Consider the following 20044-nt stretch of genomic DNA (forward strand, 5'->3'; position numbering starts at 1 on the left):
TACGGAAGTTGCCCGATCCCGGCGAGCGGCTAAAGTGCCTGGACGATCTTCGATCGTTTCTTCGTCGCACACCGAGCCTTACCTGGAGTAACGCACACGCCGCATCCGCCGCAGAACGCCTTGCAGGGCGCATGACGCACCACGTCGCAGAACGCGCCACGGGAGACGTCACGCACCACGTCGCGTGACGCGTCATACGACACGTCGCAGGACGCAACTCCCGTACGCCGATACCTCGATTCCCCCAGGGGTTTCGCTCCCCCCGTCCGCCCCGACACAATCACCACCCCGCACCGCCCGCAGCCGCCATCGCTCACGAGGACCTGTTTGATGTCAGCACGGATACCCTCCCGCCGTCAGGCAGCGCACACGCCGCTGGGCGCGGCCGCGCGCACCCTGGCAGTCGCTCTGGTGGTGACCGGGGGGCTGTGCGTGTGGGCGGTGTTGCTCGCGCCGCCGTCCGTACGGATGCCGTTGGCCTGGGCAGGCGGGGCCGGCGGGGTGGCGCTGAGCGCCGCGGTGGCGACCGCCGTGCATCAGCAGCGGCTGGTACGGCACTACCGGTCGCGGATCGGGGACATCCGGGCCGAGGCCGACCGGCTGGCCGATGAGACGCTGCCCGCGCTGGTCGCGGAGCTGCGGGACGGCGCCTCGGTGGACACCGCGCTCAGCCGTACGACCACGCCCACGGCCGGGGCGCATCAGCGGATCCTGCGGACGCTGGCCGAGGAGGTCGGCCGCGGTGAGCGGATGCGGGCCGCGGCGATGTCCGCCTGCGCCAATGCCGCCGGCCGCGTACAGGCGCTCGCCACCGGGATGCTCGCGGACCTGCGCGAGATGGAGGACCGGCACGGCGAGGAAGTGCTGGGCGATCTGATGAAGCTGGACCATACGACGGCGCAGGCGGGGCGGCTGGCGGACAGCATCGCCGTACTGACCGGGGCGCGGTCCGGCCGCCGCTGGAACAAGCCGATCGCGATGGAGAGCATCCTGCGCGGTGCGATGGGGCGGATCAGCGCCTACCGCCGTATCCAGCTGCACAACAGCAGTGACGTCGCCATCGCCGGGCATGCGGCCGAGGGCATCATGCATGCGCTGGCCGAGATCATGGACAACGCGACGTCGTTCTCGCCGCCGCTGTCCCCGGTGCATGTGTATGTGGAGGAGGCGCAGGCCGGCGTGGTGGTCAGCGTCGAGGACAGCGGGCTGGTGATGGGTGAGGCCGCGCTGCAGCGGGCCCAGCAGTCGGTGTCCGCGGCCACGCTGGACCTGATGTCGCTGTCCGGGACGCGGCTGGGGCTCGCGGTGGTGGGCTGTCTGGCGCGCAAGCACGGACTGAATGTGTCCTTCCGGCCGTCGGCGCGCGGCGGCACGGGCGTGGTCGTGCTGATTCCGCAGCAGCTGGTGACGGAGGCCCGGCCGGCCCAGCAGGCCGAGCAGCCGCCGATCGCCGACACGGTCGTGACGGCCCCGCGGGCCGCGGTCCCCGCTCCCCGGCGCGCCGCCGAGGACGAGCCGGAGAGCCGGTCCCCGCGCCCGGCGCAGTCCGAGCCGGCGCCCCAGGACCGGCCCGTGTCCGGGTCCGAGGCACCGGCGCCGCTCCCCCGGCGCACCCGCCAGGCCCAGACCCCCGGCCCCCGGGCCGAGTCCGCCCCGGAGCCGGCTCCGGCGCCCGAGCCCGCCCCCGAGGCGCAGCCCGCTCCGCCGACCGAATTCGGCGAGAGCGGCCTGCCCAAGCGCCGCCGCGGCCAGACCCTGGCCTCCGCCCCCATGGGCACGGGTCCGGCGCACGGCCGGACGCCGGACGCCCGCAGGCCCGCCCGGCCCGCCCGCTCCGTGGAGGAGTCGGCGGCGCGCTTCAGCTCCTTCCGTAAGGCCTTCCGGGGCACATCCGCCCCGGATACCGCCGACGGCACGCCCACCGACGCCGCCCCGGACACCCGTACCGGCGGCGCACCCGCGTCACCCCCTGCACCCTCTCCAGCACGTCCGGAGGACGAGACCCGATGAACACCACCGACCACAGCCTCGATTGGATGCTGGAGAACCTGCTCCAGAAGACTCCGGGCGCGCGCCATGCGCTGGTCCTGTCCCGGGACGGGCTCAAGCTGTGCCACTCCAAGGACCTGACCATCGATCAGGCCGACCAGCTGGCCGCCATCGCCTCCGGGATACAGAGCCTGTCGCACGGCGCGTCCGTGGAGTTCGGGGACGGTACGGGTGGCGTACGGCAGGCGATGACGGAGTTCCACGGTGGCGTGCTGTTCATCGTGGAGGCCGGGAACGGCGCCCATCTGGCGCTGATCGCCGTCGAGGACGCCGATGTCGGCCTGATCGGCTTCAACATGAACGAGCTGGTGGAGCAGATCGGCGAGTATCTGCAGGCCGCGCCGCGTGACGAGGGCGGGCAGCCGGCATGAAACGGCTCGGTCCTGACGATGATCCGGACCGGCTCTACACCGTGACCGGCGGACGCAGCCGGTCCGCCGACGACCGGACGCTCGACCTGGTGACCCTCATCGTCAGCGAATGCGATCCGACACCGGGCATGCAGTCCGAGCATGCCCGGATCCTGACCATGTGCCGTCGCCCGCTGGCCGTGGTCGAGGTCTCGGCGGAGCTGCGGATGCCGGTCAGCGTGGTCCGGATCCTGCTGTCCGACCTGCTCGACCGCGGGCAGGTCACCGCCCGCCATCCGCGCACCGCCGCCACCGCCCAACTCCCCGCCGCCGACCTGCTGAAGGAGGTGCTCGATGCACTCCACCGCCTCTGAGAACGCCGCCGCGACCGCCGCTGTGACCGCCCCTCCGAACCCGGCCACGGCGACCGGCACCGACGCCGACCGCATTCCGCTGAGCGCCACCGCCGACAACGGGCTGAAGATCGTGATCGTCGGCGGCTTCGGCGTCGGCAAGACCACCATGGTCCGCTCGGTCAGCGAGATCCGGCCGCTGAACACCGAGGAGACGATGACCCGGGCGGGCGTCGGCGTCGACGACCCCACCGGCGTGGAGGGCAAGTCGACCACCACCGTCGCCTTCGACTTCGGCCGGATCAGCATCAACGACAGCTCGGTGCTGTATCTGTTCGGCGCACCCGGCCAGGAACGCTTCTGGTTCCTGTGGGACCGGCTGTTCTCCGGAACGCTGGGCGCGGTGGTCCTGGTCGACACCCGGCGGCTGGACGACTCCTGGTACGCCATCGACCGGCTGGAGGCGCACGGGATGCCGTTCATCGTCGCGCACAACGACTTCGGCGGGGAGCGGCACACCCTCGATCAGATCCGCGACGCGCTCGACCTCTCACCGGACGTGCCGCTGATCCACTGCGATGCGCGCGACCGTGAGTCCAGCAAGGCCGTGCTGATCGCGCTGGTCGACCATCTCTACGCCCTGTCCGTACAGGAGACCGCGGAGACCGCGCCATGACCGAACAGCAGCACCCCCGGACCGGCGGCTGCCCGATGCGGCCCGGCACGGACGCCGTACCGCTGTACGGCGCCGGCTTCAGCGACGACCCGGCGAAGCTCTACCGCGAGATGCGCGCGCGGTACGGGACGGTCGCGCCGGTCCTCCTGGACGGCGACATCCCCGGCTGGTTCGTCCTGGGCTACCGCGAGCTGCACCAGGTCACCAGCAACCCGGAGCTGTTCGCACGCGACTCCCGGCGCTGGCACGCCTGGGAGCACATCCCCGAGGGCTGGCCGCTGATGCCGTTCGTCGGGCACCAGCCGTCGGTGATGTTCGCCGAGGGGCCCGAGCACCGGCGGCGGGCCGGGGCGATCAGCGATGCGCTGACCGCGATCGACCAGTTCGAGCTGCGGCAGATCTGCGAGCGGCTGGCGGACGGGCTGATCGACGCGTTCGCCGGGTCCGGCGAGACGGATCTGATGGTCCATTACGCTGCCCGGCTGCCGCTGCTCGTCATCGCCGAGCTCTTCGGCTTCCCCGCGACCGAGGTGCCCGAACTGGCCGCCGACATCGCCGCGTCACTGAACGCCGACGACGGCTCGATCGCGGCGCACCAGCGGGTCGCCGCGCGGATGCAGCGGCTGGTCAAGGCCAGGCGGTCCAAGCCGGGCGCCGATGTGCCGTCCCGGCTGCTGGGCCATGAGGCGGGGCTGGCCGATGAGGAAGCGGTCATCGATCTGCTGGTGGTGATGGCCGCCGCGCAGCAGCCGACCGCCAACTGGATCGGCAACACGCTGCGGCTGATGCTGACCGACGACCGGTTCGCGGTCAGCCTCTCGGGCGGGCGGCGCAGCGTCGGCCAGGCGCTCAACGAGGTGCTCTGGCACGACACCCCGACCCAGAACTACATCGGCCGCTGGGCGGCGCGCGACACCCAGCTCGGCGGCCGCCGGATCCGTACCGGGGATCTGGTGATTCTCGGGCTGGCCGCCGCCAACACCGATCCCCAGGTGCGGCCGGACTTCAGCGAGGCCGGCGCCGACGGCAACCAGGCCCATATGTCCTTCAGCCATGGGGAACACGCCTGTCCCTACCCCGCCCCGGAGATCGCCGAGGTAATCGCCAAGGCGGCGGTGGAGGTGCTGCTCGACCGGCTGCCGGACGTGATGCTGACGGTGCCCGCCGAGGACCTGGTGTGGCATCCGTCGCTGTGGATGCGCGGCCTGGTCGGGCTGCCGGTCGAGTTCACGCCCGCGTATACGCCGATTCCGGCGATGGGGACACCGGGCGCGCTGTACGGATGAGCGGGCACGGGGCGGTGTTTCACGTGAAACACCGCCCTGCGAAGGGCGGGCTATCCCGCCGGGGTGAACCGCACCGGCAGCGTATCCAGCCCCCTCGTGAAGACCCCCTGCTCCCGCGGCTCCGCTCCCGGCTCCAGCGCCATCTCCGGCAGCGCGTCGAGCAGTTGGGCCACGCCCACCTCGACCTCCGCCTTCGCCAGCAGCGCGCCGACGCAGAAGTGCCGCCCGAGGGCGAACGAGAGATGGTCCGCGGCGGCCGAGAAGGCGGTGGTGGCGGACAGGTCGGCACGGTGGATGTCGAAGGTGTCGGGGTCGGCGTAGCGCCGCTCGTCCCGCCCGGCCGCGCCGATCAGACAGGTGAGGGTGGCGCCCTTGGGCACCTCGCCGCCGCCGATGGTGATGTCCTCGGCGGCCTGCCGCATGATCATGTGGACCGGCGGGGTGTACCGCAGCGTCTCGGCGAACGCCGGCGCGATCAGCGAGTGGTCCGCGCGCACCGCGGCCAGCTGCTCGGGGTGGCGCAGCAGGTTGTGCAGCAGGCTGGATATCGCCTTGTCGGTGGTCTCCCCGCCGGCCGTCAGCAGCAGACTGCAGAACGCCTTGATGTCCTCGTCGCTCATCCGCGTCCCGTCGATCTCCGCGGCGCAGAGCGTGGAGAGCAGATCGTCGCCGAGGTGGTCGCGGCGCTCGCGGATGACGGGCAGCAGATACGCGGCGAACTCGTCGCGGGTGCGCAGTCCCGCCGCGGCGACGTCCGGGTCCTGGGAGAGGTTGCCGAGGAACCCGATGATCGCGGTGTACCAGCGGTGGAAGCGCTCGTGATCGCCCTGGTCCAGCCCCAGCATGTCGACGATGACATTGACGGGGAAGCGGGTGGCGAACTCCGCCACCAGGTCGGCGGTGCCCGCTCCCCGGAACCCGTCGATGAGCTGACGGGCATTGCGCTCGATCACCGGCAGGAACGACTGCTCCAGGGTGTTGCCGCGGAAGGCCGGCGCGACCAGCGCACGGCGCACCGCGTGCTCCCGGCCGCTCATCTGGAGGATGGTCCGGCCGTGTACCGGCTCCAGTTGCCAGTCGTAGTTGTCCGTGGTGAACACCGGCTCCTTGAAGGCCCGTTCGACGTCCTCGTACCGCGAGATGATGTAGCTCTGAGTGGCCTCGTGGTGCAGCAGCGGGAAGTCGTCGCGCAGCACGCGATAGGCGGAATACGGATCCGCGGCGAATTCCGGCGACAGGATGTCCGGCGCTTCTCGGTTCACGGGCACGACTCTCCTCAGTAGGGGTACGAACACGGACCGCGGCATCGCGAGCCGTCCGCCCCACCAAGATCGTCTCTTTGGCGTGCCCTTATCAAGGGTTCCGGTCCTCGGCATCGCGCGGAAAGGGATGCCGGCAGTCCGTTTCCGCGTCCCGGCCCGTCCCGGCCGCGTCGCCGCCCACACCGCTCTGACCAGGCACGATACGCCGTTCGACGGTAATGACAACGGTCACCGGTGCAGCCTTTGGATCTTTCGTCGAAGTGCGGTTTGCTTCGCAACGACGACCCAGGAAGGAGCGCGCCCATGACCGAGCACGCCCACAGCCACGGGCACGACCACAGCCGGCCGGGCGGCCACTCGCACGGCCACTCGCACGGTGTCTCCCCGGACGCCGACCGCCGCTGGCTGCGCGCCGCGCTGCTGCTCCTGACCGCCTACATGGCGATCGAGGTCGTCATCGGCGTCGTGGCGCAGTCCCTGGCCCTGATCTCGGACGCCGCGCATATGCTCACCGACGCGGTCTCCATCATCCTGGCACTGATCGCGATGCGGCTGGCCGCCCGCCCCGCACGCGGCGGCTACACCTACGGCCTCAAACGCGCCGAAATCCTCTCCGCCCAGGCCAACGGCATCACCCTGCTGCTCCTGTCCGCCTGGCTCGGCTACGAGGCGGTCACCCGGCTGATCTCACCGCCCCAGGTGACCGGCGGGCTCGTCGTCGTCACGGCCCTCTCCGGCATCGTCATCAACCTCATCTGCACCTGGTTCCTCTCCCGGGCCAACCGCTCCAGCCTCAACATCGAGGGCGCCTACCAGCACATCCTCACCGACCTGTTCGGCTTCGTCGCCACCGCCGTCTCCGGCCTGATCGTGCTGACCACCGGCTTCCAGCGGGCCGACGCGATCGCCTCGCTCGTCGTCGTCGCGCTGATGCTGAAGGCCGGCACCGGCCTGGTCCGCGAGTCCGGCCGGATCTTCATGGAGGCCGCACCGGCCGGCGTCGACCCGGACGCCCTGGGCGACCACCTGGTGGCCGAGGAACAGGTCGTCGAGATCCACGACCTGCACATCTGGCAGATCACCTCCGGCCAGCCGGCCCTCTCCGCCCACATCCTGGTGGCCCCCGGCGGCGACTGCCACAAGGTCCGCCGCCGCCTCCAGGAACTGCTGAGCACGGAGTACGGCATCACCCACGCCACCCTCCAGGTCGACCACGTGGGCGAGGAGTCCAGCGCCCCGGACGTCCTGACCCTGGGGCCGGACGCCACCACCGAGCCGTACGCCACCGGCCACTGCGAGGACGCCCACGGACCGGTCCACCGGCCGGGACCGCACCGGCACTAGGACAGTTCTCGGCAGCCGGGGTCATGTGGTGGGCTCGATGCCGAGCTGGGGCGGGAGGAACAGCGAGATGACGGTCCAGGGCACCGGTGCGGACGGCGCGATGGTGAGGGCGGCGGGCGAGAGGCTGCGGGCGGGCGTCGCACCGGTCCAGGTGTTCGCTGAGTTCGCGGCGCGGACGGCGGACTGGCGTTCCTCGATGTGGGCCGTCTGCCTTGCCCTCGGCCGGCCGGTCGCCGACGTGGAGAAGCGGCTCGGCGGGGATGCCGACGAGCTGTTCCAGCACTACTGCGCGGGGGAGGAGGAGCTGTGCGGGGAATTTCTGGAGATGGGCGGCGTGTTCGACGTTCCCGGGTCGTTGGACGAGCGCGGCACGGAGGCCCGGCGCCTGCTGAACCTCGCCGCGGCAGCCGCGGGCAGCATGGGCAGCGGCATTGCGTTCGGGCTGTCCCGCCGCCTCTTCAAAGGCGAGCTGACCGGCGCTTTCCTGGTGCTCGTGCGGATCGGCCCCGATGCCGACCGCGGCAGGCCCGCGGAGTTCTGGAGGATGCTGTCTGCGGCCGGTGCGCTGCTCCTGCCCGGGGACGGCGAGAGGGACCGGACCGTGGAGCGGGCTCTCGAGGAGTGCCGCCGACGCCTGGCCGATGCGCCCCCGGGCAGGCCCTAACCTTCGCGAATGAAGGAGATCGTGACGTACGTCGAAATGACGGCCCGTGACCAGCTCAATCCGGCGGCCCCCGTGACCGGTCTGGCCCTGGAGCGGCTGGAGCGGGATTCGCCGTTGGTCATCGACCTGCCGGCCAGGATCGGCGCCCCCTACGGCTGGCGGAGCGCACGCCGGACCGAGCGGGAATGGGCCGCGTGGCTGGCCGCCTGCCCGGCTCGGACGTTCTGGCTGCTGTCCTTCGAGGGGGAGCCGACCGGCATCGTCTCCTACGATCTGCACCCTGGCGGCGAAGTGGAGATCAAAACCTTCGGGCTGCTCCCGGAGTTCGTCGGCAGAGGGCTCGGCGGATACGCGCTGACGCTCGGGATCCAGCAGGCGTGGGCCCATCTCCCCACGGTGAACAGGGTCTGGCTGCACACCTCGTCGTTCGACCACCCGCGCGCGCTGCCCAACTATCACCGCCGGGGCTTCCGCACCTTCAAGACCGAGGAGACCGAGCGCCACTGACCCCGGCGCCACCGGGATCCGTTGCCGTGGGTGCCCTCGCACCCTGCCGAGCGGCCGGGCTCGCTACAGTTCCTTCCAAGCAACGGTCCTGTTTTCGCGCAGACTTGACATGCGACGGGCATGGGGGCGGCGTACCGCCACGGGGGAAATGTATGAGCCTACGGGTCGCCTGGGGCAGGGTCCCGTACAAGGAGGCGAGGGAGCGGGCGGTGACGGCGCTCCCGGCCGGCGAGCGGCTCGTCCAGAGCGAAGTGGCCCTTCCCGGGCACCGGCTGCCGAAGCCGTGGCGCTGGAACCGTCCCCGTGTCCTGGCGGGCCACCGGCTGCCGGGCGACCGCTGGGAGGGCACCAAGCGGCGCCTGTGGGGGATCTTCCGGCTGTTCGACGCCGTCCTCGAACCGATGCCGGACCTCTTCGGGGGCCGGGGCAGGAAGGGCAAGCCGCTCAAGGGCGGCTGGAACAGCCTGGCGGGCCGGCTCGCCACCGCCCTGTCGCCCCGCGTCCCGACCACGGACGCGCTGCCGGTGCTCCAGCTCACCGACCGCTCGCTGCACGTCAGCTACGTCCAGCGAGGCCGCCGCCGCGGCGAACTCGGCCGTGCCGAGGCGGGCTGGAGCCTGCCGGCGGGGCGGGTGGCCTGGGTCCGGCACCGTACGGACATCGACGCCGATACGTTCGAGTTCGGCTTCACGGATGGTTCCTGGGCGCGGGTGGCGCTCAACAGCCAGCACGCCGTCCACTTCACGGAGTGCTTCCCACGGGCGGAGCCGGACGGGCACTGAACCGCATCGGGCTCGGTGCCCGTGTGCGGAGGCAGGGCCGGGGCGGCCTCAGGACATGTCGTCCACGGCCGCGAGCAGGGCCCCGGCCTCGGCGTGCAGGCGCTCCGCCCCATCGTCCCGCCATCCGTAGGTGAAGGCCTGCTCGAAGTCCTCGACGTGAGTGATCACCGTCAGGCGTCTTCGTCGTCCGGGTACCCCCACCGGATGTCCACCTTCGCGGCCGGCGCCACGGCCCGGACCGCGCCGTGGACGCGGCTCTCGAACTCCGGCTGCCACTGGCCGAAGCGGGCGATGATCAACGGGTACTCGGTGCCGCCCACCACCTCGAACCGCCCCTCCCACTCGTCCACCACAAAGCTGATCTCGTGCTGGATCCCCTCGTCGCGCGCCACGTCGTTGAGGGCGTCGGCTATCCGCTCCGCCTGCTCCGCGCCGGATGTCTCGGTGACGGTGATCTCGACATCAATGTTGACCGACATGCCGTCATGCTATGGGCAGAGCTCGGGGGTGTCCGGCGTACGTCCGGCGTATGTGATCACCCGTTGGCACCGCCCCGGCTCGCGCCCGCCGCCCGTCCGGTCTTGCCTGGATACCTGGCCACTTGGCCGCAGTCCCTCCTACCAGGAAGGACCGGACGCGATGTCAGCGAGCGCACCCGTACGCCCCCGCGGCCGGGTGACGGAGGCACAGCGCCTGCCCGAACAGCCCCGGCGACGGCCCGGCCGCGCGCTGGGGGCGGGTGCGCTGCTGCTCATCGGCACGCTGCTGCTGCCGCTGAGCCTGGCCACCGTCTGGGCGCGCAGCGAACTGACCGACACCGACCGGTACGTGGCCACCGTCGCGCCGCTCGCCGCGAACCGCGCCGTCCAGGACGCCATCGTCCACGACGTCACCAACGGGGTGATGACCCATGTCCGGCTCGACGGCCTGCTGAAGGCGATCCCCCGCCCCGAACGGGCCGCACTGCTCAAGCGCTTCACTCGCGGTCTGCGCGAATTCGTCGGCAAACAAGTCCGCCAGGTCGTCACCGGCCGCTCCTTCCCCGCGGTCTGGACCGGCGTCCACCGCACCGCCCATCAGGCGCTGGACGGCAGCCTCACCGCCTCCGGCAACGCCTCGGTGACCCTGGACCTCACCCCGATCCTCGACCGCGTCCGCCAGCAGCTGGCCGGCAACGGTCTGGGCATCGACATCGCCCACCGGATCCCCCGCATGGGCGCCGAGGTCGTCCTCCTGCGCGGCCCCGACGTCCCCCGCGCCCGCCTCGCCTACCGGGCCGTCCGCACCGCCGCGCCCCTGCTCCCGTCGGCCGCGGCGGTCTGTCTGCTGGCCGGGCTGCTGCTGGCGCGGCGCCGGCGGCGGGCGCTGATCTGCGCGGGGGCGGGCTGCGCCGCGACGGCGGCGCTGCTCGCGACGGCCCTCGCCCTGCTGCGCGCCCATGCGCTGGAGGGGCTGCCGGCCGTGGTCCCGCGGGCCGCCGCGTCCGCGTACGCGGATGCGCTGACCGGTTCGCTGCGTGACGGGGTGTGGACCGTCATCCAGGTGGCGCTGGTGACGGCCGCGCTGGCGGCGGTGGGGCCGCCTGCGGTGCGGGCGGTACGACGGCTGCGCACCGGCGGGGCGGCCTGACCGCGGGGAGCCGGGGCGGGCCGGGCAGGTGACTTCCAGGCCTTCGGCATGGCCGAGCGGCGGCCGGATGCGTCGTAGCCCCCCGCGTTCAGCCGTCGATGCCCAGCCGGGCCGCGATCGGGCGGGGGACCTCGTACGGGCGCTCCGGTGGCAGCAGGCGCTGGGCCTGTGCGGCGCGGCCGCTCTGCACAAGGGTGGCGATCTTGCGTACGCGGTCGGTGAGGTCGGTGAGGCCGACCACCCACTCCTCGGCGTAATCGCGGATCAGATCGCGGCCGATGCCCACCTGGATGCTGTAGTGGTTCAGCGGGGCGCCGCGCAGGGAGCGTTCGGGGTCCCACTGGACGTGGACCGCGGCGGCGGCGACGGCCTGGGGGTCGGCGGTCGTCAGAGTGGCGCGGGAGAGGGCCGTTTCCCAGCCGCTCCGGGTGATCCGGACGGCCAGGATGCGCTGTTGGCCCGGCTTCTGGGCCCAGTTGCTGCGGTGCATCAGCCAGCAGAACGACGGCTTGATCCAGGTCATCCGGCGGAACGAGAACGGCGGCACGAAGCGGCCGGCGCGGAGGGCGGCGTCGGCGACGGCGGGTGCGTAGGCCTGGTAGACGACGAGGGTGGTCGCGTCGTGGTCGGCGCGTATCTGACGGAGCATCGGAGGCAGGGTGCCGGACCGGGGCCCGGCGCGGCCACCGGTTTTCCGCGGGGCGGGTCGTCCCGTGCGGCGGCCGCCCACCCCGAGGCGGGCGGCCGGCGCGGTGGCACCGCGCGGCGCTCAGATCGCGACGACCGTCTTACCCTGCGCGCGCCCGGTGCGGCTCGCGGCGAGCGCGTCGGGGGCCTCCTCCAGCGGGACCTCGCGGCCCACCAGGACGGTCAGGCGGCCCGCGTCGACCTGCCCGGCGAGGATCTCCAGGAGCTGGGGGGAGGGGCGGTTGACGAAGTTGAAGCCGCGGAGGTTGTGTTCGGTGAGGACGTCCGCGTCGGCCGAGCCGATGAGGGAGACGGCCGTGCCGCCGTCCCGGACGGTCCTGGTGAGTTCGACGAACCCGCCGGGGTCACTGGTCATGTCGATCAGGACGTCGACGCCGTCGGGATAGGCCGCGAGGACCTGGTCCGCGACCGGGCCCGCGGTGTGGTCGAAGGTCTCGGCGGCGCCCAGATTCCGCATCAGCTCGGCCATGGCCGGGCGGGCGGTGGCCAGCACCTCGGCGCCGCGGCCGGCCGCGAGCTGGGTGGCGAAGGTGCCGACGCCGCCGGTGGCGCCGACGATCAGCACCCGGCGGCCCTCGCTGATCCGGGTCTCCTCGACCAGGTTGTACGCCGTCATCCCGGCCGTCGGCACCGCCGCGGAGGTCGCGTAGGTGACGCTGCGGGCGGCCGGGGCGATCGCCTGCTCGTCGGCGACCGCGATCTCGCAGTACGATCCGCCGCCCTGTTCCGGCCGCTGGAACTGCCCGAACACCGCGTCCCCGACGGTGAACCGCCGCACCCCGGTCCCGACGGCAAGCACCTCACCGGCCCCGTCCGACCCCAGGACCAGCGGGAAGGCAGCGGGTACGGCGCTGCCGAACTTGCCGTCGGCGAGCTTCCAGTCGACCGGGTTGAGTCCGGCGGCGGCCAGCCGCACCAGGACTTCTCCCGGCCCTGGCTCGGGCTGTGGCAGTTCCATGAGCTGCGGCTGTTCACCGAATGCGCTGACTGCTACGGCTCTCATGTGGCGTTCCCTTCCACCCTTCCCCAACCGGAGGTCACCCGTCCCCTACCGGCGGCCGAAGTGGATCGTAAGCACGCCGGTGGGGCCGGATGCGGCAGGAGGCAAGGCGGTGTTCCGGAAGCAACTCTTATGGCCCGGCTCAGACCCCCGTTCGACGGTGTCCCGCCCCGGCCGGGCCCGCCGGGGGTGCGCTCGGGTCCGGGTCCGCCTATACGGCGCGCGGCGCGGGCGTCGGGGACGGCCGGCCGAACTGCGCACAGGCCCGCCCGGGGCCGCATTGCGTTTCCCTGACCGATTCTTGGCACGTCGCGGCCGGGCGCTTGCCTCGGCGAAAGGTGCGCCTCGGGTAGACATGGGCCCATGCGCGTGCTGGTGGTGGAGGACGAGGAGTGCCTCGCGGAAATGATCGCCGAGGGTCTGCGCCGCGATGCGATCGAGGCCGATGTCGCCCAGGACGGCCTGGAAGCGCTGGGCAAGCTGCGGCTCGGGGCGTACGACGTGCTCGTCCTGGACCGCGATCTGCCCGGCCTGCACGGCGACGAGGTCTGCCGCCGGGTGGCGGCGCAGGGGCTGCCGGCCCGGGTGCTGATGCTGACCGCGTCCGGCACGGTACGCGAGCGGGTCGACGGCCCGGGGCCGGGCGCCGACGACTATCTGACCAAGCCGTTCGCGTACGAGGAGCTGCGCGCCCGGGTCCTGGCGCTGGGCCGGCGGGTCCGGCCCGCCCTGCCGCCGGTCATCGAACGGGCCGGGGTCAGCGTCGACACCGCGCGGCGTCTCGCCCTGCGCGACGGCCGCCCGCTGCCGCTGTCCCGTAAGGAATTCGCGGTGCTGGAGGTGCTGCTGCGCGCCGACGGCGCGGTGGTCAGCGGCGATGACCTGATCGAGGAGGTCTGGGAGGAGCACACCAGCTACCGCTCCAACGCCGTACGCGTCGTCCTCAGCAAGCTGCGCGCCAAACTGGGGTACCCGCCGGTGATCGAGACCGTGCCGGGGGCCGGGTACCGGATGAGCGGTGAATAGGTGGACAGGGGCCGGCCGGCGGCCGCATACGGACGCACGGCCGGGCAGGGGCCGGGGCCCCGATTGCTCGCATGACGAGACCTCGGCGCCCGGCCGGGATTCAATGGCTCAATGATCCGGTTCGACTCCGTCACCAAGCGGTACCCGGACGGCACCACCGCCGTCGACGACCTCTCCTTCGAGGTCACCGAAGGCGAGCTGGTGACCCTCGTCGGCCCGTCCGGCTGCGGCAAGACGACGACCATGATGATGGTCAACCGGCTCATCGACCCCACCCACGGGACGATCCATGTCGACGGCTCGGACATCTCCGGCGTCGACCCGGTGCAGCTCCGCCGCCGCATCGGCTATGTCATCCAGCAGACCGGCCTCTTCCCGCACCGCACCGTCCTCGACAACACCGCGACCGTGCCGTTCCTGACCGGCTGGAAGCGGGCCAGGGCCCGCGAGCGGGCCGCCGAACTCCTCGACCTGGTCGGCCTGGACCCGGCCGTCTACGGCTCGCGCTACCCCGAACAGCTCTCCGGCGGCCAGCGCCAGCGCGTCGGCGTGGCCCGCGCGCTCGCCGCCGATCCGCCCGTACTGCTGATGGACGAGCCGTTCGGCGCCGTCGACCCGGTCGTCCGCGACCGGCTCCAGAAGGAATTTCTGCGGCTCCAGGCCACCATGCACAAAACGGTGCTGCTGGTCACCCATGACATCGAGGAGGCCATCCGCCTCGGCGACCGGATCGCGGTCTACGGCGAGGGCCGCATCGAGCAGTACGACACCCCTGCCGCCGTCCTCGGCGCCCCGTCCTCCCCTTACGTCGCCGAATTCGTCGGCACCGACCGGGCGTTGAAGCAGCTCTCGGTCACCGCCATCGACCGCGACGACCTGGAACGCCCGCCGTTCGCCCGGCTCGGCGAACCGGCCGCGGAGGCGGCTACCCGTCTGCGCGCCGAGGGCGCCCGCTGGGCGGTGGTCCTCGACAAGGACGGCGAACTGCACGGCTGGGTGGGCACCGAGGAGATGGCGGCGGCGACCGGCCGGGTCTCCGACCACGCCCGTCGTATGGAGGCCTGGGTGCCGGTGTCCGGCACCCTCAAAGCGGCCTTCAGCGAAATGCTCAAGCACGACGCGGGCTGGATCGCGGTCCTGGACGGCCATCGCTTCCTCGGCGTCCTCACCCCGACCACGCTCCACGAGGCGCTGCGCCGCACCATCGACTCCGACGAGCGGGGGGTGCCGCGGGAGCGGGCCGAGGTGGATTCGGTGCCTACCGAGTGAGCGGGGCGATGTTTCACGTGAAACGCCCACGGACGGCCGTTTCACGTGAAACATCCAGGGCTCCCCGGTCGGTCGCGCGGACGGTCGCCCCGCACGGCCCGGCAGAAGCGGCTCAGCTCCCGGATTTCTTCGGCAACAGCCCTTTGGACACGAGGTAGTCGTGCGCCACATCCGCCGGCAGCCGCCGCCAGCTGTCCACCTGCTCGTTGAGATGGGCCAGGTCGGCCGTGGTCAGCACCGTGTTGAGACGGTTGAGCGCGGCGGCGGCCCGCGCACTGCCCGCGCGGGAGCGGTTGACCACGGGGATGATGTTGTCGGCGTTCTGCAGCTTCTTGTCGTCGGCGAGCAGCACCAGTCCGAACTGGTCGAGGGTGGCATCGGTGCTGGTGGTGAGCACCATCTGGTCCCGGCCGTTCTGCACGGCCTGCTTGGCGGGGGTGGTGCCGACGCCTTTCGGGTCGACGGCCGTGATGTTGATGCCGTATCGCGTGCGCAGCCCCGGCGCGCAGAACGGCCGCTGGACGCACTCATCGCCCGCCGCCAGCCGCACCGGCAGCTTGGCGCGGCCCAGGTCACTGAGGGTCCTGAGATGGTGCTTGGCGGCGTAGGCGGCGCTCACCGCGAAGGCGTTCTGGTCGACGGCCCGGCCCGGCGGCAGCGCGGTCAGGCCGCGCGGTGCGGCCAGCTTGCGCAGTGCGGCCATCGTCGCGTCGACGTCCGGCGAGGCCACGGGCGCGGCCTTGGGCCCGTGCTCCTTGGCGTTGAGCCAGTCGGCGAGGGTCGCGGCGTACTCCGGGACGACATCGATCTGGCCGCTCTCCAGCGCCGGTTCGTACAGCTCGCGGTTGCCGACGGTGAGGATGCCGGTGCGGTATCCGGCGTGGCGGAGCAGCGCCGCGTACATCTGGGCGAGCAACTCGCTCTCGGTGAAGCCGGCCGAGCCGATGGAGAGCTGCCGGCTGTCCCCGGGCGGGGCGGTGATCGCGCTGCGGTTCTCCAGGGAGGGCCCGCTGGTGCAGCCGGCAAGAACGGAAGCGAGGACCGAAGCGGCGATGACCGTTACGGCGGCACGGACGCCGTTCACCGGATCCGCCCCCGCACCCACGACGGCGCCCACCGCTGTCCCAGCTCGAACGCGACCTCCATCAGCAGCGCGAACACCGCGACGATCACCGCCCCGGCGACCACCTGCGGGGTGCTGGCGAGGTTGAACCCCGCGGTGATGATGCGGCCCAGCCCGCCGCCGCCCACCAGCGCGGCGAGGGTAGCGGTGGCCACCAGCTGCACGGCGGCGATCCGGACACCGGTCAGGATCAGCGGAAACGCCAGCGGCACCTCGACCCGCCAGACCAGCTGCCGGCCGGTCATCCCCATGCCCCGCGCGGCCCGCACCACGTTCTGGTCCACCTCGCGCATCCCGACGTACGCGTTGGTCAGCAGTGGCGGAATGGCGAACAGCACGAGGGCGATGATGGTGGGCCACTGCCCGTACCGCCCGAGGGGTGTCAGCAGGAGCAGCACCAGTACGGCGAAGGTCGGCACCGCGCGCCCGATGTTGGCGAGGTTGACGGCCAGCGCGCCGCCGCGCCCCAGGTGACCGAGCGTCAGCGCGACGGGCAGCGCGAGCAGGGTGCTGATGGCCAGGCAGGCGAAGGTCAGGACGAGGTGCTGCTCAAGGCGGTGCCAGACGCCGTTCTCGCCGGACCAGTTGGCGGCGGTGGTCAGCCAGGACCAGACCGCGGGAAGGGTGTTCACGGCCGCCGCCCGGACGCGGTGAGCGGTCGCGTGCCGCCCGAGCGGCCTGCCGTACGGGCGCGCGGGCGCTTCTTCCGGCCGGCCCGCCGCCAGGGCGTGAGCAGTCGTTCCGCCCCGAGGAGCAGCAGGTCGAAGACCACGGCGATGATCACGCACAGCACCGAGGCAGTGAGCACCTGCGCCTTGAAGAACGAGTTCATCCCGGCGTAGATGAGATTGCCCAGCCCGCCGTACCCGACGATGGCACCGACGGTGGTGAGCGCGACCGCCGAGACGGTGGCGATCCGCAGCCCGGCCATCGCGGCGGGCAGCGCCAGTGGCAGCTCCACGGTCAGCAGCTGCCGCATCGGCCCGTACCCCATCCCGCGCGCGGCCTCCGTGGCCTCGGCCGGGACGCCCTCCAGCCCCGCCAGGATGTTCCGGACCAGCAGCGTGAGCGAGTAGAGGGCGAGGCCGACCACCACGAGCGTGGCGGACAGCCCGTAGACCGGCAGCAGCAACGAGAACATCGCCAGCGACGGGATCGTGTAGATCACCGTGGTGATGCCGAGCACCGGCCCGAGCGTCCAGCGCCGCCGCCGGGCCAGCAGCGCCAGCGGGACCGCGATCAGCAGCCCGAGCGCCACCGAGATCACCGTCAGCTGGATGTGCTGGACGACCGCGTCGAACAGGATCCACCGACGGGTGCTCAGGTAGTCGCCGCAGATCCAGTCGTTGTGCGCCAGACAGTCGTCGGGAACGTCGGGCTGCGGTGCGGTCACGGTACGAGTCCATCCCGGCGGGGGCGGTGTGTCGCGCCCACCGCGTCCGATCGGGTCCCTCCACACCTCGTGTAGACACCCCACGTAGACACCCCACGTATACACCGCATGAATACACACTATGTATAGTCTCTCGAGTCCGTTGACCACAGCACGACATGGCAGGTCATCCCCCTGCCATGCCGCGCTGCGCCCTGCCAAAAACGCAGGTCAGGCCGTGAAGGGGGCCTCTGTCACGGACGCCCGTCCACCGCCCGCGTCCGAAAGAGCCCCGCATGCCGAAGCAGAAGTCCACGGCCCGCAGCACGTCCATAGCCGGGCTGCTGGCGGCCACCACCCTGACCCTGGCCCTCAGCGGCTGCGCCACCTACGACGTCACCGCCCCGGCCGACGCCCGCGCCGATGCGACCGCCTCCGCGGACTCGAAGAACGGGGACGACGCCAAGAACGGGGACGCCACCAAGAGCGCGAACGCCTCCGGCGTCGACTGCAGCAAGGCCAAGTGCGTGGCCCTCACCTTCGACGCGGGCCCCAGCGAGAACACCAACCGCCTGCTCGACATCCTCAAGAAGGAGAAGGTGCACGCGACCTTCTTCATGCTCGGCAAGAACCACATCGCCGAACGCCCCGCCGAGGTCAAGCGGATCGACGCCGAGGGCCATGAACTGGCCAACCACACCTGGTCCCACAAGATCCTCACCGACATCGGGCCGGCCGAGGCGAAGAAGGAACTCTCCCGCGTCCAGGACGCCGTAAAGAAGATCACCGGCAAGACGCCCCGGCTGATGCGCCCGCCGCAGGGCCGGACCGACCAGGACGTCTCGCAGGTCAGCAAGGAACTCGGCCTGGCGCAGGTCCTGTGGAGCGTGACCGCCAAGGACTACCAGACCAACGACTCCGCGCTGATCACCAAGCGGGTGCTGGACCAGACCGAGCGCGACGGCATCATCCTGCTGCACGACATCTACAAGGGCACCGTCCCGGCCGTCCCCGGCATCATCGAGCAGCTGAAGAAGCGCGGCTACACGATCGTCACGGTCTCCCAGCTGCTCTCCCCGGCGAAGCCGGAGCCCGGCATGGTCTACCGCCCATAAGGACCACGGGGGCACCGCGCGACAGCGCGCGACACCACAAGGGCATACGAAAGGGGGCGCCGGACGAATCCGGCGCCCCCTTCGCTCACTCCCGGCTCAGCCCCGCGACTGCTCCGCCTCCACGCGCTTGCGCTCGGCCGCTCCGGGCGGCGCGGTCGGCGCGCTCGACGGCGCGGTGCCCCGCCCCGGGCCCGGGGCCTGCGAGGGACCGGTCCCCGGCTTCGGCCGCGGCTTGGCCGCCTCGGTGTCCTGGGGGAACGTCAGCTGCTGGCTCTGCCACTCCAGGGCCGGAACGACCTCGCGCCGCCAGGTGGCGAACTGGTGGCTGCCGCGCGGCAGGATGATGGAATCGACCGTCATCGGCGGCTTGGCGGCCTGGAGGAACTTCATGGTGTCCCCGTAATCGGGCTCGCCCTTACGGCTGCTCGCCACCAGCGCGGAGATCTGCGGCGCGGGCAGATGCTTCAGCCGCCACAGCAGATCGTGCTCGCGCTCGCGCTTCGCGCCCTCGATACCCGTGCCGAAGAGGCTGCCGGTGGTCAGGTCGTCCTTGATCGCGTAGTCGCCGGAGAGCGAGACCGCCGAGGTGTAGATCTTCGGATTGCGCATCGCCAGCTGGAGCGAGCACGTACCGCCGGACGAGTACCCGAACGCGCCCCAGGCGCTGGGGTCGTGCCCCACCCGGTACGCGGACTTCATCGCGTCCGGCAGGTCCTTGGTGAAGAACGTCTCAGCCTGCGGCCCGCCCGGCACGTCCACGCACTCGGTGTCCCGCGGCGGCGCGATCGTCGGCCGGACCATCACGATCACGGTCGGCTGCATCTTGCCCTGCGCGATCAGCCGGCCCGCGTTCTGCGGCACCTGGAGGTGCTGGGCGAGGTTCATGATGCCGCCGGGGTAGCCGCTGATGACGACCATGACGGGGAACCGCTGGCGGCGGAACTGCTGCTGGAAGTACTGCGGCGGCAGATAGACGAAGCCCGGGTTGATGGCCCGGGTACGGCGGCCGATGATCCGTACGGACTCGACCTTGCCCACCTTGTCGGCGGGCCCCTTGGGCAGACCGGTCACCCGATCGAGACCCTGGGGACCGGCCGGTTGGACCAACCCGCCCTTGATGTTGCCGATCGAGGCGTACTTCCCGCCGTTCTGGCTCACGGACACCGGGGCCTGCTCGTTGTTGCCCAGCAGCTCGTCCCAGCTGCCGTAGAACTCAAAGCTCGAATTCACCGCGAGAGCGAGCGCGCAGACGATCGACAGCTGGGTGGCCGCGATGGCGCCGAGCCTGCCCAGCACCGGCCGGACCCCGCTCCGCGACAGCCGAGGCCAGAGCCACACCGTGGCAGCCACACAGGCCAAGGCCAGCACGATCACCGTGATTTCGAGCGACTGACTGGTCAGCCCCATGCGCCCACATCTCCCGTCACCCTCGAAAGGGTTCTTGCCTACGTACCGGCCGCCTAGAGGCACAACGGGCGGCTCAGGACAATGGTCACCGCAGAAGACGGGCGCACCTGCGAATCGGATAC

The 20044-nt window shown here is 71.7% G+C and carries 21 protein-coding genes; 13 read left to right on the plus strand and 8 right to left on the minus strand.

The window, feature by feature from the left end:
• The first annotated feature begins 330 nt into the window (after window positions 1-330).
• Genes AC5677_RS18910 through AC5677_RS18930 form a run of 5 tightly spaced genes read left to right on the plus strand, consistent with a single transcriptional unit; the run spans window position 331 to window position 4714 of the window.
• On the plus strand, window positions 331-2010 hold the full coding sequence (locus tag AC5677_RS18910; protein ID WP_497196189.1) for a sensor histidine kinase: 1680 nt from the start codon (window positions 331-333) through the stop codon (window positions 2008-2010).
• A complete protein-coding gene (locus AC5677_RS18915; protein WP_497196190.1) occupies window positions 2007-2420 on the plus strand; it encodes a roadblock/LC7 domain-containing protein in 414 nt (137 codons plus the stop codon). Before AC5677_RS18910 ends, AC5677_RS18915 begins: the two co-directional genes overlap by 4 nt.
• Window positions 2417-2773, plus strand: a complete 357-nt coding sequence (locus tag AC5677_RS18920; protein WP_403500099.1) for a DUF742 domain-containing protein — start codon at window positions 2417-2419, stop codon at window positions 2771-2773. The genes AC5677_RS18915 and AC5677_RS18920 overlap by 4 nt, the downstream gene beginning before the upstream one ends.
• Window positions 2754-3428 carry a GTP-binding protein gene (locus tag AC5677_RS18925; RefSeq protein ID WP_497196191.1) on the plus strand — a complete coding sequence of 225 codons (675 nt, stop codon included), beginning with the start codon at window positions 2754-2756 and terminating at the stop codon, window positions 3426-3428. Before AC5677_RS18920 ends, AC5677_RS18925 begins: the two co-directional genes overlap by 20 nt.
• Entirely contained in the window at window positions 3425-4714 is a 1290-nt protein-coding gene (locus AC5677_RS18930; protein WP_497196192.1) for a cytochrome P450, read from the plus strand. The genes AC5677_RS18925 and AC5677_RS18930 overlap by 4 nt, the downstream gene beginning before the upstream one ends.
• 50 nt (window positions 4715-4764) lie before the next feature.
• On the opposite strand, the gene AC5677_RS18935 is transcribed toward AC5677_RS18930, so the two are convergent.
• Entirely contained in the window at window positions 4765-5976 is a 1212-nt protein-coding gene (locus AC5677_RS18935; protein WP_497196193.1) for a cytochrome P450, read from the minus strand.
• Between the two features lie 303 nt (window positions 5977-6279).
• Between AC5677_RS18935 and AC5677_RS18940 the strand changes: the two genes are divergently transcribed.
• The 4 genes from AC5677_RS18940 (at window position 6280) to AC5677_RS18955 (ending at window position 9273) form a co-directional block, all read left to right on the plus strand.
• Window positions 6280-7320, plus strand: coding sequence for a cation diffusion facilitator family transporter (locus AC5677_RS18940; protein WP_497196194.1), 1041 nt, complete (start codon window positions 6280-6282; stop codon window positions 7318-7320).
• 67 nt (window positions 7321-7387) lie between these two features.
• The gene (locus AC5677_RS18945) at window positions 7388-7984 is read left to right on the plus strand and encodes a hypothetical protein (RefSeq protein WP_497196195.1); all 597 of its coding nucleotides are present in this window, start codon (window positions 7388-7390) and stop codon (window positions 7982-7984) included.
• Between the two features lie 9 nt (window positions 7985-7993).
• Complete coding sequence (locus AC5677_RS18950; protein WP_497196196.1) at window positions 7994-8491, plus strand: GNAT family N-acetyltransferase; 498 nt, start codon at window positions 7994-7996, stop codon at window positions 8489-8491.
• 152 nt (window positions 8492-8643) lie between these two features.
• On the plus strand, window positions 8644-9273 hold the full coding sequence (locus tag AC5677_RS18955; RefSeq protein WP_497196197.1) for a hypothetical protein: 630 nt from the start codon (window positions 8644-8646) through the stop codon (window positions 9271-9273).
• A 170-nt stretch (window positions 9274-9443) separates the two neighbouring features.
• Here the strand turns inward: AC5677_RS18955 and AC5677_RS18960 are convergent, their stop codons facing one another.
• The gene (locus AC5677_RS18960) at window positions 9444-9752 is read right to left on the minus strand and encodes a hypothetical protein (RefSeq protein WP_497196198.1); all 309 of its coding nucleotides are present in this window, start codon (window positions 9750-9752) and stop codon (window positions 9444-9446) included.
• Window positions 9753-9912: 160 nt separating this feature from the next.
• Between AC5677_RS18960 and AC5677_RS18965 the strand changes: the two genes are divergently transcribed.
• The gene (locus AC5677_RS18965) at window positions 9913-10902 is read left to right on the plus strand and encodes a hypothetical protein (RefSeq protein ID WP_497196199.1); all 990 of its coding nucleotides are present in this window, start codon (window positions 9913-9915) and stop codon (window positions 10900-10902) included.
• 88 nt (window positions 10903-10990) lie between these two features.
• Here AC5677_RS18965 and AC5677_RS18970 read toward each other — a convergent pair whose 3' ends face one another.
• Window positions 10991-11551: a DUF4291 domain-containing protein gene (locus tag AC5677_RS18970; protein WP_497196200.1), complete on the minus strand. Its 561-nt coding sequence runs from the start codon at window positions 11549-11551 to the stop codon at window positions 10991-10993.
• 120 nt (window positions 11552-11671) lie between these two features.
• A complete protein-coding gene (locus AC5677_RS18975) occupies window positions 11672-12613 on the minus strand; it encodes an NADP-dependent oxidoreductase (protein ID WP_497196201.1) in 942 nt (313 codons plus the stop codon).
• Window positions 12614-12973: 360 nt separating this feature from the next.
• On the opposite strand from AC5677_RS18975, the gene AC5677_RS18980 reads away from it, so the two are divergent.
• Window positions 12974-13636, plus strand: coding sequence for a response regulator transcription factor (locus AC5677_RS18980; RefSeq protein WP_497196202.1), 663 nt, complete (start codon window positions 12974-12976; stop codon window positions 13634-13636).
• A gap of 111 nt (window positions 13637-13747) precedes the next feature.
• Window positions 13748-14905: a betaine/proline/choline family ABC transporter ATP-binding protein gene (locus AC5677_RS18985; protein ID WP_497196203.1), complete on the plus strand. Its 1158-nt coding sequence runs from the start codon at window positions 13748-13750 to the stop codon at window positions 14903-14905.
• Window positions 14906-15017: 112 nt separating this feature from the next.
• On the opposite strand, the gene AC5677_RS18990 is transcribed toward AC5677_RS18985, so the two are convergent.
• Genes AC5677_RS18990 through AC5677_RS19000 form a run of 3 tightly spaced genes read right to left on the minus strand, consistent with a single transcriptional unit; the run spans window position 15018 to window position 17421 of the window.
• Window positions 15018-15959, minus strand: coding sequence for an ABC transporter substrate-binding protein (locus AC5677_RS18990; protein WP_497196678.1), 942 nt, complete (start codon window positions 15957-15959; stop codon window positions 15018-15020).
• 26 nt (window positions 15960-15985) lie between these two features.
• On the minus strand, window positions 15986-16660 hold the full coding sequence (locus AC5677_RS18995) for an ABC transporter permease (RefSeq protein ID WP_497196204.1): 675 nt from the start codon (window positions 16658-16660) through the stop codon (window positions 15986-15988).
• The gene (locus AC5677_RS19000; RefSeq protein WP_497196205.1) at window positions 16657-17421 is read right to left on the minus strand and encodes an ABC transporter permease; all 765 of its coding nucleotides are present in this window, start codon (window positions 17419-17421) and stop codon (window positions 16657-16659) included. Before AC5677_RS19000 ends, AC5677_RS18995 begins: the two co-directional genes overlap by 4 nt.
• A 275-nt stretch (window positions 17422-17696) precedes the next feature.
• On the opposite strand from AC5677_RS19000, the gene AC5677_RS19005 reads away from it, so the two are divergent.
• The gene (locus tag AC5677_RS19005) at window positions 17697-18515 is read left to right on the plus strand and encodes a polysaccharide deacetylase family protein (RefSeq protein WP_497196206.1); all 819 of its coding nucleotides are present in this window, start codon (window positions 17697-17699) and stop codon (window positions 18513-18515) included.
• 96 nt (window positions 18516-18611) lie between these two features.
• On the opposite strand, the gene AC5677_RS19010 is transcribed toward AC5677_RS19005, so the two are convergent.
• Window positions 18612-19922: an alpha/beta hydrolase gene (locus tag AC5677_RS19010; RefSeq protein WP_497196207.1), complete on the minus strand. Its 1311-nt coding sequence runs from the start codon at window positions 19920-19922 to the stop codon at window positions 18612-18614.
• Window positions 19923-20044 lie beyond the last annotated feature (122 nt).

The organism is Streptomyces sp. JLSY215, assembly GCF_059682825.1.